Here is a 12,658-nt window from a genome sequence, read left to right on the forward strand (position 1 = left end):
ATTCGCAATGGCTCAGCAGGGCAGTGGTTATCAGGCTCGCTATAAACGCATTCTACTCAAGCTTAGCGGCGAGGCCCTGATGGGCTCGGAAGAGTTCGGGATCGATCCGAAGGTGCTGGATCGCATGGCGCTGGAAGTCGGCCAGCTGGTCGGCATCGGCGTCCAGGTCGGTCTGGTGATCGGTGGTGGCAACCTGTTCCGCGGTGAAGCGCTGAGCAAGGCCGGTATGGATCGGGTCACGGGCGACCACATGGGCATGCTGGCCACTGTGATGAACGCCCTGGCCATGCGCGACGCGCTGGAACGTGCCAATATCTCGGCCATCGTGATGTCGGCCATCTCCATGGTCGGTGTGACCGATCACTATGACCGTCGCAAGGCCATGCGCCACCTGAACTCCAAGGACGTGGTGATCTTCGCGGCCGGTACCGGCAATCCGTTCTTTACCACGGATTCGGCAGCCTGCCTGCGCGCCATTGAAATCGACGCTGATGTCGTGCTCAAGGCGACCAAGGTCGATGGCGTCTACACCGCTGACCCGTTCAAAGACCCGCATGCCGAGAAGTTCGATCATCTGACATACGATGAAGTACTGGATCGCAAGCTGGGTGTAATGGATCTGACGGCTATCTGCCTGTGCCGCGATCACAAGATGCCGCTGCGCGTATTTAACATGAACAAGCCCGGTGCCCTGCTGAACATTGTGCACGGCGGCGCAGAAGGGACTTTGATCGAGGAAGGCCAACAATGATCAACGAAATCAAGAAAGACGCCCAAGCGCGTATGCAGAAATCCCTGGAGTCTCTGAACCACGCGTTCGGCCAGATTCGTACCGGCAAGGCTCACCCGAGCATCCTCGGCAGTGTCATGGTGCCTTACTACGGCACCGACACCCCGCTGAGCGGCGTTGCCAACGTCACCGTGAAAGACTCGCGCACCCTGCAGGTCGTGGCGTTCGAGCGCAACATGCTCGCTGCCGTCGACAAGGCAATCCAGAGCGCCGGTCTGAACCTCAACCCGACCAACCTGGGTGAGTTGCTGTTGATCCCTATGCCGGCCCTCACCGAGGAAACGCGTAAAGGCTTCACCAAGCAGGCGCGTAGCGCTGCTGAAGACGCGCGTGTTGCCGTGCGCAATATTCGTCGTGATGCCTTGGGCGAGCTGAAGAAACTGGTCAAGGACAAGGAAATCAGCGAAGACGAAGAGCGTCGTGCCATCGCTGATATCGATAAGCTGACCAAAGAATCCGAGGCCCAGATCACCAAGGCCACGGACGAGAAAGAAAAAGACCTGATGGCCGTATAAGGGTCGAGTTTTAAATGGACAAGACCAAGCAGACTGCGCCGTCCGCGGTGCCGCGCCATGTCGCGATCATCATGGATGGCAATAATCGCTGGGCGAAAAAACGCTTCATGCCGGGTGTCGCCGGGCATAAAGCGGGCGTGGATGCTGTACGGGCGGTGATTGAGGTGTGTGCCGAGGCCAAGGTCGAGGTGCTCACCCTGTTCGCTTTTTCCAGTGAAAACTGGCAGCGCCCGGCCGATGAGGTCAGCGCCTTGATGGATCTGTTCTTCAAGGCGTTGCGTCGCGAGGCCAAGCGCCTGAACGACAACAACATCAGTCTGCGCATCATCGGTGACCGTACGCGGTTCCATCCGGAGCTTCAGGCAGCCATGCGTGAAGCCGAAGCGATGACCGCCGGTGCCAACCGTTTCATCCTGCAGATCGCCGCCAACTACGGTGGTCAGTGGGACATTGCGCAAGCGGCGCAGCGTCTGGCGCGCGAGGTTCAGGCCGGTCATCTGCGGCCGGAAGACATCACGCCGGATCTGCTGCAGACCTGTCTGGTCACCGGTGATCTGCCGTTGCCCGACTTGTGCATCCGCACCGGTGGCGAGCACCGCATCAGCAATTTCCTTTTGTGGCAGCTGGCTTACGCCGAGTTGTACTTCTCCGACCTGTTCTGGCCGGACTTCAAACACGAAGCCATGCGCAATGCGCTGGCCGATTTCGCTTTGCGCCAGCGTCGCTTCGGTAAAACGAGTGAGCAGGTTGAAGCTGGAGCCCGGGTTTAATGCTTAAACAACGCATCATCACTGCACTGATTCTGCTGCCGATCGCCCTGGGCGGTTTTTTCCTGCTCGAAGGCTCAGGTTTTGCCCTGTTCATCGGGCTGGTCGTGAGTCTGGGGGCCTGGGAATGGGCGCGTCTGGCTGGCTTCACCGCGCAGGCATTTCGTGTCGGCTACGCGGCAGTGGTCGCGCTGATGCTGTTCGTCATGTACATCCTGCCGGGGCTGGCGCCTTGGGTGCTGGGCGCTTCGGTGATCTGGTGGGCACTGGCGACGTGGCTGGTGTTGACGTACCCGCGTTCCAGCGAGCGTTGGTCCAGTGCCGCCAGCAAGCTGGTGATCGGTTTGCTGATTCTGTTGCCCGCCTGGCAAGGGCTGGTGCAGATCAAGCAATACCCGCTCGGCAACTGGCTGATCATGGCCGTGATGGTGCTGGTCTGGGGTGCTGATATCGGGGCGTATTTCTCCGGCCGCGCGTTCGGCAAGCGCAAGCTGGCGCCGCAAGTCAGTCCCGGCAAAAGCTGGGAAGGCGTGTATGGCGGTCTGGCGCTGAGTCTGGTCATCACCACCCTGGTCGCGCTGTTCCGTGACTGGACGGTGGCGCAACTTTTCAAAGGATTGATCGGCGCTGCGGTGATTGTCTTCATCTCGGTGGTGGGCGATCTGACCGAAAGCATGTTCAAGCGTCAGTCCGGCATCAAGGACAGCAGTAATCTGCTGCCCGGCCACGGTGGCGTGCTGGATCGCATCGACAGCCTGACGGCGGCGATTCCGGTCTTTGCGGTGCTGTTGTGGATGGCGGCGTCGTGAGTCGCCCACAACAGATTACCGTCCTGGGGGCGACCGGTTCGATCGGTCTGAGCACCCTGGATGTCATCGCCCGGCATCCGGAGCGTTATCAGGCTTTCGCCCTGAGCGGTTTTACCCGTCTGAGCGAACTGTTTGCCCTGTGTGTTCGCCATCTCCCGAAATTTGCGGTAGTGCCGGAAGCCGGCGCTGCCCGCAATCTGCAGGACGATTTGCGTGCGGCAGGCCTGTCGACGCAGGTGCTGGTTGGCGAGGAAGGCTTGTGTCAGGTCGCTGCTGCGCCCGAGGTGGATGCTGTCATGGCCGCCATCGTCGGCGCCGCCGGTCTGCGTCCGACCCTCGCGGCTGTCGAGGCGGGCAAGAAGATTCTTCTGGCCAACAAGGAAGCGCTGGTCATGTCCGGCGCCTTGTTCATGCAGGCCGTGCGCAAGAGTGGTTCGGTCCTGCTGCCGATCGACAGTGAGCACAACGCGATTTTCCAGTGCATGCCGCAGGACTTTGCTCGCGGGTTGAGCAAGGTTGGGGTCCGCCGGATTTTGCTGACAGCCTCTGGCGGCCCTTTCCGGCAGACGCCGATGGCCGAACTGGCGCATGTTTCACCTGACCAGGCGTGTGCACACCCGAACTGGTCGATGGGCCGCAAGATCTCGGTCGATTCGGCCAGCATGATGAACAAGGGGCTCGAGTTGATCGAGGCCTGCTGGTTGTTCGATGCCAAGCCTTCGCAAGTCGAAGTGGTGATCCATCCACAAAGCGTGATTCATTCGCTGGTCGATTACGTGGACGGCTCGGTGCTGGCGCAGTTGGGCAATCCCGACATGCGTACGCCGATTGCCAATGCTCTGGCCTGGCCTGAGCGCATCGATTCGGGCGTGGCGCCGCTGGATCTGTTCGCTGTTGCGCGCCTGGATTTCGAAGCCCCCGACGAAGAGCGCTTTCCGTGTCTGCGTCTGGCGCGCCAGGCGGCTGAGGCGGGAAATAGCGCCCCGGCCATGCTCAATGCGGCGAATGAAGTGGCGGTTGCCGCGTTTCTCGACGGACGGGTTCGCTACCTGGAAATCGCGAGTATCATCGAGGAAGTCTTGAACCTCGAGCCTGTGGTGGCCCTGGACAATCTCGATGCGGTGTTCACCGCTGACGCGACTGCCCGGACATTGGCCGGACAGTGGTTGAGTCGTCACGGCCGATAGGTCTTGCAACACATGGCTTCACGCGGCACTGGACAGGATTGCGGAGAAAGTAGATGAGCGCGCTCTATATGATTGCCGGCACCCTGATCGCTCTGGGTGTGCTGGTCACCTTTCACGAATTCGGCCATTTCTGGGTCGCGCGTCGCTGTGGCGTCAAGGTTTTGCGTTTCTCCGTGGGCTTCGGCATGCCGCTGCTGCGCTGGCATGACAAGCAGGGTACCGAGTTCGTGGTCGCGGCCATTCCGCTGGGTGGTTACGTCAAGATGCTCGATGAGCGCGAAGGCGAAGTACCGGCCGATCAGCTCCATCAGTCATTCAATCGCAAGTCTGTTCGTCAGCGTATCGCCATTGTAGCGGCCGGCCCTGTGGCCAACTTTCTGCTCGCGCTGGTGTTCTTCTGGGTGCTGGCCATGCTCGGCAGCGAGCAGATTCGCCCGGTCATCGGTTCGGTGGAGTCCGGCAGCATCGCCGCAACGGCCGGACTGAGCGCCGGCCAGGAGATCGTCGCGATCGATGGTGAGCCGACCTCGGGCTGGGCTGCGGTCAACCTGCAACTGGTGCGACGTCTCGGGGAAAGCGGTTCCTTGCAGGTACTGGTGCGCGAGCAGGGCTCTACGGCGGATACGCCTCGTGAACTGGCACTCGATAAATGGCTCAAGGGGGCTGACGAGCCGGATCCGATTCGCTCTCTCGGCATTCGCCCTTGGCGCCCGGCATTGCCGCCGGTGCTGGCCGAGCTCGACCCGAAAGGTCCGGCCCAGGCAGCCGGGCTGAAAACCGGCGATCGTCTGCTGACGCTGGATGGCAAGGCGCTGGATGACTGGCAGCAAGTAGTCGACACCGTTCGTACGCGTCCTGATACCAAAATCGTGCTGCGCGTCGAGCGCGACGGTGTTCAAATCGACGTCCCTGTGACACTGGCCGCGCGTGGCGATAAAAAGTCTCCAAGCGGTTATCTGGGGGCGGGTGTTAAGGCTGTCGACTGGCCGCCGGAAATGACCCGCGAGGTCAGTTACGGGCCTTTGGCGGCAATTGGCGAGGGTGCCCGTCGCACCTGGACCATGAGCGTCCTGACGCTGGATTCACTGAAGAAAATGCTCTTCGGCGAGCTCTCGGTAAAAAACTTGAGTGGACCGATAACCATTGCTAAAGTGGCGGGCGCTTCTGCCCAGTCGGGCGTCGCTGATTTCCTGAATTTCCTTGCTTATCTGAGTATTAGCCTGGGGGTTCTGAATTTGCTGCCCATTCCTGTACTGGATGGGGGGCATTTGTTGTTTTATCTGATCGAGTGGGCGCGTGGTCGTCCCTTGTCGGATCGGGTGCAAGGTTGGGGGATACAGATCGGTATCAGTTTGGTGGTCGGGGTGATGTTGCTTGCTCTGGTCAACGATCTGGGTCGACTGTAACGCTTCGCTGAATTGCGAATCTGCCGCATTTTGCGGCAGTTTGTTTATTGCCAGTTGGAATAAGAAAGGACTTCATGAAACGTCTGCTGCTAACTGCGGTTCTCACCGTATTGATGATCGCCGAAGTTCACGCCGAGTCCTTCACTATCTCTGATATTCGCGTCAATGGCCTCCAGCGGGTCTCCGCGGGTAGCGTCTTTGGTGCCTTGCCGTTGAACGTCGGCGAGCAGGCGGATGATCGTCGCCTGGTGGAATCCACTCGTGCGTTGTTCAAAACCGGTTTCTTTCAAGATATCCAGCTGGGCCGCGAAGGCAACGTTCTGGTGATCACGGTCGTCGAACGTCCATCGGTCGCGAGCATCGAGATCGAAGGCAACAAGGCGATCTCCACCGAAGACCTGATGAAAGGCCTCAAGCAATCCGGTCTGGCCGAAGGCGAGATCTTCCAGCGCGCGACCCTCGAGGGCGTGCGTAACGAGCTGCAACGTCAATACGTTGCACAAGGTCGTTACTCGGCTACCGTCGATACCGAAGTGGTCTCGCAGCCGCGCAACCGTGTCGGCCTGAAAGTGAAGATCAACGAAGGCACCGTCGCTGCCATTCAGCACATCAACGTGGTTGGCAACACGGTTTTCCCCGAGGAAGACCTGACCGACCTGTTCGAACTGAAAACCACCAACTGGCTGTCGTTCTTCAAGAACGACGACAAGTACGCCCGTGAAAAACTGTCCGGTGACCTGGAGCGTCTGCGTTCCTACTACCTGGACCGCGGCTATATCAACATGGATATCGCTTCGACCCAGGTGTCCATCACCCCGGACAAGAAGCACGTCTACATCACCGTCAACGTCAACGAAGGCGAGAAGTACACCGTTCGTGACGTCAAGCTCAGCGGTGACCTGAAGGTTCCTGAAGATCAGGTCAAGTCCCTGTTGCTGGTGCAGAAAGGCCAGGTGTTCTCGCGCAAGCTGATGACCACCACCTCCGAGCTGATCACCCGTCGTCTGGGTAACGAGGGTTACACCTTCGCCAACGTCAACGGCGTGCCACAACCGCACGACGAAGATCACACCGTCGATATCCTGTTTGCTGTCGATCCGGGCAAGCGTGCCTACGTCAACCGCATCAACTTCCGTGGCAACACCAAGTCCGAGGACGAAGTGCTGCGTCGTGAAATGCGTCAGATGGAAGGTGGCTGGGCTTCGACCTACCTGATCGACCAGTCCAAGACCCGTCTGGAGCGTCTGGGCTTCTTCAAGGAAGTCAACGTCGAGACTCCGGCCGTGCCAGGTGTCGATGACCAGGTTGACGTGAACTACAGCGTTGAAGAGCAGGCTTCCGGTTCGATCACCGCCAGCGTCGGTTTCGCCCAGAGTGCCGGTCTGATCCTCGGTGGTTCGATCACCCAGAACAACTTCCTCGGTACCGGTAACCGCGTCAGCGTCGGCCTGACCCGCAGCGAATACCAGAGCCGCTACAACTTCGGTTACGTTGACCCCTACTGGACCGCCGATGGCGTGAGCCTGGGTTACAACGCCTTCTACCGCACCACCGACTACAAAGACCTCGACGTCGACGTAGCGAGCTATGCGGTAGACAGCCTGGGCGCCGGCGTGAATGTGGGCTACCCGATCAGCGAGACTTCGCGTCTGACCTTCGGCCTGTCCGTTCAACAGGATGAGATCAAGACCGGTACCTACACCGTTGACGAGATTTTCGACTTCGTTAACAAAGAAGGCGACAAGTACCTGAACTTCAAGGCCTCGGCCGGCTGGTCCGAGTCCACCTTGAACAAGGGTGTATTGCCGACCCGTGGTCGCTCCCAGAGCCTGACGCTGGAAACCACCGTTCCAGGCAGTGATCTGTCGTTCTACAAACTTGATTACCGTGGTCAGCTGTTCCAGCCGATCAGCGAAAACTACACCCTGCGCCTGCACACCGAACTGGGTTATGGCGACGGTTACGGTTCGACCGACGGCTTGCCGTTCTATGAAAACTACTATGCTGGTGGTTTCAACTCGGTTCGTGGCTTCAAGGACAGCACCCTGGGCCCGCGCAGTACGCCGAGCCGAGGCACCAACCCGGGCACATTGGCTGACCCGGACCAGGATCCGCTGCCGTTCGGCGGTAACGTCCTGATCCAGGGCGGTGTCGAGGTTCTGTTCCCGCTGCCGTTCGTCAAGGATCAGCGTTCCCTGCGTACTTCGGTATTCTGGGATGTCGGTAACGTATTCGACTCCAAGTGTTCCGATACTACGAACGCCAACGGTACTAAATCGAACACTCAGTGCAACGACATCAGCCTCAGCAACATGGCCAGCTCCGTCGGTGTCGGCGTGACCTGGGTTACCGCACTGGGCCCGCTGAGTTTTGCACTGGCGATGCCGATCAAGAAACCGGATGACGCTGAAACTCAAGTGTTCCAATTCTCCCTCGGCCAGACGTTCTAAGCGTCTGACCCAAGATAACGACAATGGATTTTGTAGGAGTGCATCGTGCGTAAGTTGACTCAATTGGTTCTCCTGGCCTCCGTACTGGTGGCAGGCCCGGCATTTGCCGACATGAAAATCGCCGTTCTGAACTATCAGATGGCTCTGCTGGAATCCGACGCGGCCAAGAAGTACGCCGTGGATGCCGAGAAGAAGTTCGGCCCGCAACTGACCAAACTCAAGACCCTGGAAAGCAGCGCCAAGGGCATTCAGGATCGTCTGATGGCCGGTGGCGACAAGATGCAGCAAGGCGAGCGCGAGCGTCTGGAGCTTGAGTTCAAGCAAAAGGCTCGTGACTTCCAGTTCCAGTCCAAGGAGCTGAACGAAGCCAAGGCTGTTGCCGACCGCGAAATGCTGAAGCAACTGAAGCCGAAACTGGATAGCGCAGTGGAAGAAGTCATCAAGAAAGGTGGTTTTGACCTGGTGTTCGAGCGTGGCGCAGTGATCGATGTCAAACCTCAGTACGACATCACGCGCCAGGTTATCGAGCGCATGAATCAGCTGAAGTAACCCATGACCGTGACCATCAAGCTCGGCCAGTTGGCCGAGTTCCTCGGCGCCACCCTGAGTGGCGACCCCGAGAAGCAAATTACTGGGCTAGCCACCTTGCAGGAGGCTGGCCCAGCTCAGTTGAGCTTTCTGGCAAACCCCCAATACCGTAAATACCTGGCAGGCTCGCAAGCTGCAGCCCTGTTGCTCAAGGCTGCCGACGCGGAAGGTTATGCCGGTGATGCGCTGGTGGTGCCGGATCCTTACCTGGCTTACGCACGCATTTCCCATCTGTTCGATCCGAAGCCCAAGGCAACTGCCGGCGTTCATCCGACGGCGGTGATCGCCGAGGATGCCGTGGTCGATCCGAGTGCCAGTGTTGGTCCCTTCGTGGTGATCGAAGCCGGTGCCCGAATCGGTGCAGGCGTGACACTTGGCGCGCATTGCGTCGTCGGTGAGCGCAGTGAAATTGGCGAGGGCGGCTGGCTGGCCCCGCGGGTCACGCTGTATCACGATGTGCGGATCGGCAAGCGTGTGGTGATCCAGTCCGGGGCCGTGCTCGGCGGTGAAGGCTTCGGCTTTGCCAACGAGAAGGGCATCTGGCAGAAAATTGCCCAGATCGGTGGCGTGACCATCGGCGACGATGTGGAGATTGGCGTGAATACCGCCATCGACCGCGGTGCGTTGGCCGATACCGTGATCGGTAACGGCGTGAAGCTCGACAACCAGATTCAGATCGCCCACAACGTGCAGGTCGGTGACCATACCGCCATGGCAGCGTGCGTGGGGATTTCCGGCAGCACCAAGATTGGCAAGCACTGCATGCTCGCCGGGGGTGTTGGCCTGGTCGGGCACATCGATATTTGCGACAACGTATTCCTGACCGGGATGACCATGGTGACCCACTCGATTACCGAGCCGGGTGCCTATTCTTCCGGCACAGCCATGCAACCTGCGGCCGAATGGCGCAAAAGCGCGGCCCGTATTCGTCAGCTCGATGACATCGCGCGACGTTTGAAACAGCTGGAAAAGCGGTCCGGGGAAGTGACCCCCGACGGTAATGCTTCATCTGAAGGCTGATACCATTTCCATATCAAGTGTGCACAGCCTCTGGACTGCCTCCTTGATTTGCTAGAGGAGTGCGCGTCAGTCGCGCTCCCAATCTTTACATAGGCTTCCCCCGAAATGATGGACATCAACGAGATTCGCGAATACCTGCCTCACCGTTACCCGTTCCTGCTGGTGGACCGGGTAGTGGAGCTGGATACTGAAGGCAAGCGCATTCGCGCCTACAAGAATGTCAGCATCAACGAACCGTTCTTCAATGGTCACTTCCCTGCGCATCCGATCATGCCGGGCGTGCTGATCATCGAAGCCATGGCTCAGGCTGCCGGGATCCTCGGTTTCAAGATGCTTGACGTGAAACCGGCCGACGGCACGCTTTACTACTTCGTCGGCTCCGACAAGCTGCGCTTCCGCCAGCCGGTGCTGCCGGGTGATCAGTTGATCCTCGAAGCCAAGTTCATCAGCTGCAAGCGTCAGATCTGGAAGTTCGAATGCCAGGCTTCGGTCGATGGCAAACCGGTCTGCTCGGCTGAAATCATCTGTGCGGAACGCAAGCTATGAGTTTGATTGACCCTCGCGCAATCATCGATCCGTCGGCCGTCCTGGCTGATGGCGTCGAGGTCGGCCCGTGGTCGATCATCGGTGCAGGTGTGGAAATCGGCGAGGGTACGGTCATCGGGCCACACGTGATCCTCAAAGGTCCGACCCGTATCGGCAAGCACAACCGCATCTACCAGTTTTCCTCGGTAGGCGAAGATACGCCGGACCTGAAATACAAGGGCGAAGAAACCCGCCTGGTGATCGGTGACCACAACGTCATCCGCGAAGGCGTGACGATTCACCGTGGCACCGTTCAGGATCGTTCCGAAACGACCCTGGGTGATCACAACCTGATCATGGCCTATGCCCACATCGGACATGACAGCGTCATCGGCAACCACTGCATCCTGGTCAACAACACTGCGTTGGCCGGCCATGTGCACGTTGATGACTGGGCGATCCTGTCCGGTTTCACCCTGGTGCATCAGTATTGCCACATTGGCGCCCACAGCTTTTCCGGCATGGGCACGGCGATCGGCAAGGACGTTCCGGCGTTCGTCACCGTATTCGGCAACCCGGCCGAAGCGCGCAGCATGAACTTCGAGGGCATGCGCCGTCGCGGTTTCAGCGAAGACGCCATTCACGCCCTGCGCCGTGCGTACAAAACGGTGTATCGCCAGGGCCTCACCGTCGAACAGGCGCTGGCCGAACTGGCCGAGCCGTCTGCACAGTTCCCGGAAGTCGCGATGTTCCGTGACTCCATCCAGTCGTCGACCCGCGGCATCACCCGCTGACCATGGCCAATCTGCGTATTGCGCTGGTGGCGGGGGAGGCTTCCGGTGACATTCTGGGCGCCGGTCTGATGCGTGCCCTCAAGGCACAGCATCCTGCGGTGGAGTTCATTGGTGTCGGCGGCCCGCTGATGCAGGCCGAAGGCCTGACCTCCTATTTTCCGATGGAGCGTCTGTCGGTCATGGGGCTGGTGGAAGTTCTCGGTCGGTTGCGTGAATTGCTCAAGCGCCGCAAGGACCTGATCGCCACGCTTATCGCTGAAAAGCCGGATGTCTTCATCGGCATCGATGCGCCGGATTTCAACCTCAATATCGAACTCAAGCTGCGTCAGGCCGGGATCAAGACCGTGCACTACGTCAGCCCTTCGGTGTGGGCATGGCGGCAGAAGCGGGTGCTGAAGATCCGCGAAGGCTGCGACCTGATGCTCACGCTGTTGCCGTTCGAAGCCAGATTCTACGAAGAGAAGGGCGTACCGGTGCGGTTCGTCGGCCACACGCTGGCCGACACCATTCCACTGGAGGCCGATCGCGCCGCTGCGCGGGCCGAACTCGGTCTGCCGGACGGCCCGCTGGTGGCTTTGATGCCCGGCAGCCGGGGCGGCGAAGTCAGTCGTCTGGGTGCGCTGTTCCTTGATACCGCCCAACGCCTGCGGGCCATGCGCCCGGGCGTGCGTTTCGTCATACCGTGCGCCAACCCCGAGCGCCGTGCCCAGCTCGAAGAGCTGCTGGCCGGCCGCGACCTGCCGGTGACTCTGCTCGATGGCAAATCCCATCTGGCCCTGGCGGCGTGCAATGCGGTCCTGATCGCGTCGGGTACGGCGACCCTGGAAGCGCTGCTGTACAAGCGCCCGATGGTCGTGGCTTATCGCCTTGCGCCGCTGACGTTCTGGATTCTCAAGCGCATGGTCAAGAGCCCGTACGTGTCCCTGCCGAACCTGTTGGCCCAGCGATTGCTGGTCCCGGAATTGTTGCAGGATGATGCCACGGTCGAGGCGCTCGCCCAGACCTTGTCGCCGTTGATCGACGGTGGCGAAGAACAGACCCGCGGTTTCGACGAAATTCATCGCACTCTGCGCCTGGACGCTTCCAATCAGGCGGCTGACGCCGTTCTGAACCTGATCGGGCAAACACGATGAGCAAGACAAGCATGCAGATGGGCCTGGATTTCACCCTGGTCGCCGAAGTCGAAGAACTGGTGGCCGGTGTCGATGAAGTCGGGCGCGGCCCGTTGTGCGGCGCGGTCGTCACCGCAGCGGTGATCCTCGATCCGAACCGGCCGATTCTCGGTCTCAACGACTCGAAGAAACTCACCGAAGCCAAGCGCGAAAAGCTCTACGACGAAATCTGCGAGAAGGCGCTCAGCTGGTGCATCGCCCGCGCCGAAGTCGAAGAAATCGACGAATTGAACATCCTTCACGCCACCATGCTGGCGATGCAGCGCGCCGTCGCTGGCCTGCACATCCAGCCGAAACTGGCGATGATCGACGGCAACCGCTGCCCGAAACTGCCGATGCGTTCCGAAGCGGTGGTCAAGGGCGACAGCAAGGTCCCGGCCATTGCAGCGGCCTCGATTCTGGCCAAGGTCAGCCGCGACCGCGAGATGGCGGCGTTCGAATTGATCTACCCGGGTTACGGCATCGGCGGCCACAAAGGCTACCCGACGCCCGTTCATCTGGAAGCGCTGGTGCGTCTCGGGCCGACGCCGATTCACCGGCGTTCCTTTGCCCCGGTTCGGCAGGCTTATGAAGCGCTGGAAGGTCTCGCGCAGGTTTAGCGGCGAGGCTGATGTTTTGTTCGGGGCCCGGTACAA

The 12,658-nt window shown here is 60.0% G+C and carries 13 protein-coding genes; all 13 read left to right on the forward strand.

Going from position 1 to position 12,658, the window contains the following annotated elements:
- Nucleotides 1-7 precede the first annotated feature (7 nt).
- The 13 genes from pyrH (at nt 8) to rnhB (ending at nt 12,622) form a co-directional block, all read left to right on the forward strand.
- On the forward strand, nt 8-751 hold the full coding sequence (gene pyrH, locus LOY31_RS05650; RefSeq protein ID WP_003222124.1) for a UMP kinase: 744 nt from the start codon (nt 8-10) through the stop codon (nt 749-751).
- Nucleotides 748-1,305, forward strand: a complete 558-nt coding sequence (gene frr / locus LOY31_RS05655) for a ribosome recycling factor (protein WP_007954771.1) — start codon at nt 748-750, stop codon at nt 1,303-1,305. Before pyrH ends, frr begins: the two co-directional genes overlap by 4 nt.
- 14 nt (nt 1,306-1,319) lie before the next feature.
- A complete protein-coding gene (gene uppS / locus LOY31_RS05660) occupies nt 1,320-2,075 on the forward strand; it encodes a polyprenyl diphosphate synthase (RefSeq protein WP_007954779.1) in 756 nt (251 codons plus the stop codon).
- A complete protein-coding gene (locus tag LOY31_RS05665) occupies nt 2,075-2,881 on the forward strand; it encodes a phosphatidate cytidylyltransferase (protein ID WP_007954781.1) in 807 nt (268 codons plus the stop codon). The genes uppS and LOY31_RS05665 overlap by 1 nt, the downstream gene beginning before the upstream one ends.
- Complete coding sequence (gene ispC, locus LOY31_RS05670; RefSeq protein WP_085605215.1) at nt 2,878-4,068, forward strand: 1-deoxy-D-xylulose-5-phosphate reductoisomerase; 1,191 nt, start codon at nt 2,878-2,880, stop codon at nt 4,066-4,068. The genes LOY31_RS05665 and ispC overlap by 4 nt, the downstream gene beginning before the upstream one ends.
- A gap of 53 nt (nt 4,069-4,121) precedes the next feature.
- A complete protein-coding gene (gene rseP / locus LOY31_RS05675; protein ID WP_258712957.1) occupies nt 4,122-5,474 on the forward strand; it encodes a sigma E protease regulator RseP in 1,353 nt (450 codons plus the stop codon).
- A 74-nt stretch (nt 5,475-5,548) separates the two neighbouring features.
- Nucleotides 5,549-7,924 carry an outer membrane protein assembly factor BamA gene (bamA, locus tag LOY31_RS05680; RefSeq protein WP_007954787.1) on the forward strand — a complete coding sequence of 792 codons (2,376 nt, stop codon included), beginning with the start codon at nt 5,549-5,551 and terminating at the stop codon, nt 7,922-7,924.
- 45 nt (nt 7,925-7,969) lie between these two features.
- On the forward strand, nt 7,970-8,473 hold the full coding sequence (locus LOY31_RS05685; RefSeq protein WP_003222140.1) for an OmpH family outer membrane protein: 504 nt from the start codon (nt 7,970-7,972) through the stop codon (nt 8,471-8,473).
- A 3-nt stretch (nt 8,474-8,476) separates the two neighbouring features.
- Nucleotides 8,477-9,532: a UDP-3-O-(3-hydroxymyristoyl)glucosamine N-acyltransferase gene (gene lpxD / locus LOY31_RS05690; protein ID WP_085605219.1), complete on the forward strand. Its 1,056-nt coding sequence runs from the start codon at nt 8,477-8,479 to the stop codon at nt 9,530-9,532.
- Nucleotides 9,533-9,637: 105 nt separating this feature from the next.
- A complete protein-coding gene (fabZ, locus tag LOY31_RS05695; RefSeq protein WP_003222142.1) occupies nt 9,638-10,078 on the forward strand; it encodes a 3-hydroxyacyl-ACP dehydratase FabZ in 441 nt (146 codons plus the stop codon).
- The gene (lpxA, locus tag LOY31_RS05700; RefSeq protein WP_007954792.1) at nt 10,075-10,851 is read left to right on the forward strand and encodes an acyl-ACP--UDP-N-acetylglucosamine O-acyltransferase; all 777 of its coding nucleotides are present in this window, start codon (nt 10,075-10,077) and stop codon (nt 10,849-10,851) included. The genes fabZ and lpxA overlap by 4 nt, the downstream gene beginning before the upstream one ends.
- A 2-nt stretch (nt 10,852-10,853) precedes the next feature.
- Nucleotides 10,854-11,984, forward strand: coding sequence for a lipid-A-disaccharide synthase (gene lpxB / locus LOY31_RS05705; RefSeq protein ID WP_011332691.1), 1,131 nt, complete (start codon nt 10,854-10,856; stop codon nt 11,982-11,984).
- A gap of 11 nt (nt 11,985-11,995) precedes the next feature.
- Nucleotides 11,996-12,622 carry a ribonuclease HII gene (gene rnhB / locus LOY31_RS05710; RefSeq protein WP_007954798.1) on the forward strand — a complete coding sequence of 209 codons (627 nt, stop codon included), beginning with the start codon at nt 11,996-11,998 and terminating at the stop codon, nt 12,620-12,622.
- Nucleotides 12,623-12,658 lie beyond the last annotated feature (36 nt).

The organism is Pseudomonas sp. B21-021, assembly GCF_024749205.1.
Classification (GTDB): domain Bacteria; phylum Pseudomonadota; class Gammaproteobacteria; order Pseudomonadales; family Pseudomonadaceae; genus Aquipseudomonas; species Aquipseudomonas paraglycinae.

Coding starts and splice junctions, on each gene's coding strand:
- pyrH (WP_003222124.1), top strand. CDS start 8: ATGGCTCAGCAGGGCAGTGGTTATCAGGCTCGCTATAAACGCATTCTA.
- frr (WP_007954771.1), top strand. CDS start 748: ATGATCAACGAAATCAAGAAAGACGCCCAAGCGCGTATGCAGAAATCC.
- uppS (WP_007954779.1), top strand. CDS start 1,320: ATGGACAAGACCAAGCAGACTGCGCCGTCCGCGGTGCCGCGCCATGTC.
- LOY31_RS05665 (WP_007954781.1), top strand. CDS start 2,075: ATGCTTAAACAACGCATCATCACTGCACTGATTCTGCTGCCGATCGCC.
- rseP (WP_258712957.1), top strand. CDS start 4,122: ATGAGCGCGCTCTATATGATTGCCGGCACCCTGATCGCTCTGGGTGTG.
- bamA (WP_007954787.1), top strand. CDS start 5,549: ATGAAACGTCTGCTGCTAACTGCGGTTCTCACCGTATTGATGATCGCC.
- lpxD (WP_085605219.1), top strand. CDS start 8,477: ATGACCGTGACCATCAAGCTCGGCCAGTTGGCCGAGTTCCTCGGCGCC.
- fabZ (WP_003222142.1), top strand. CDS start 9,638: ATGATGGACATCAACGAGATTCGCGAATACCTGCCTCACCGTTACCCG.
- lpxA (WP_007954792.1), top strand. CDS start 10,075: ATGAGTTTGATTGACCCTCGCGCAATCATCGATCCGTCGGCCGTCCTG.
- lpxB (WP_011332691.1), top strand. CDS start 10,854: ATGGCCAATCTGCGTATTGCGCTGGTGGCGGGGGAGGCTTCCGGTGAC.
- rnhB (WP_007954798.1), top strand. CDS start 11,996: ATGCAGATGGGCCTGGATTTCACCCTGGTCGCCGAAGTCGAAGAACTG.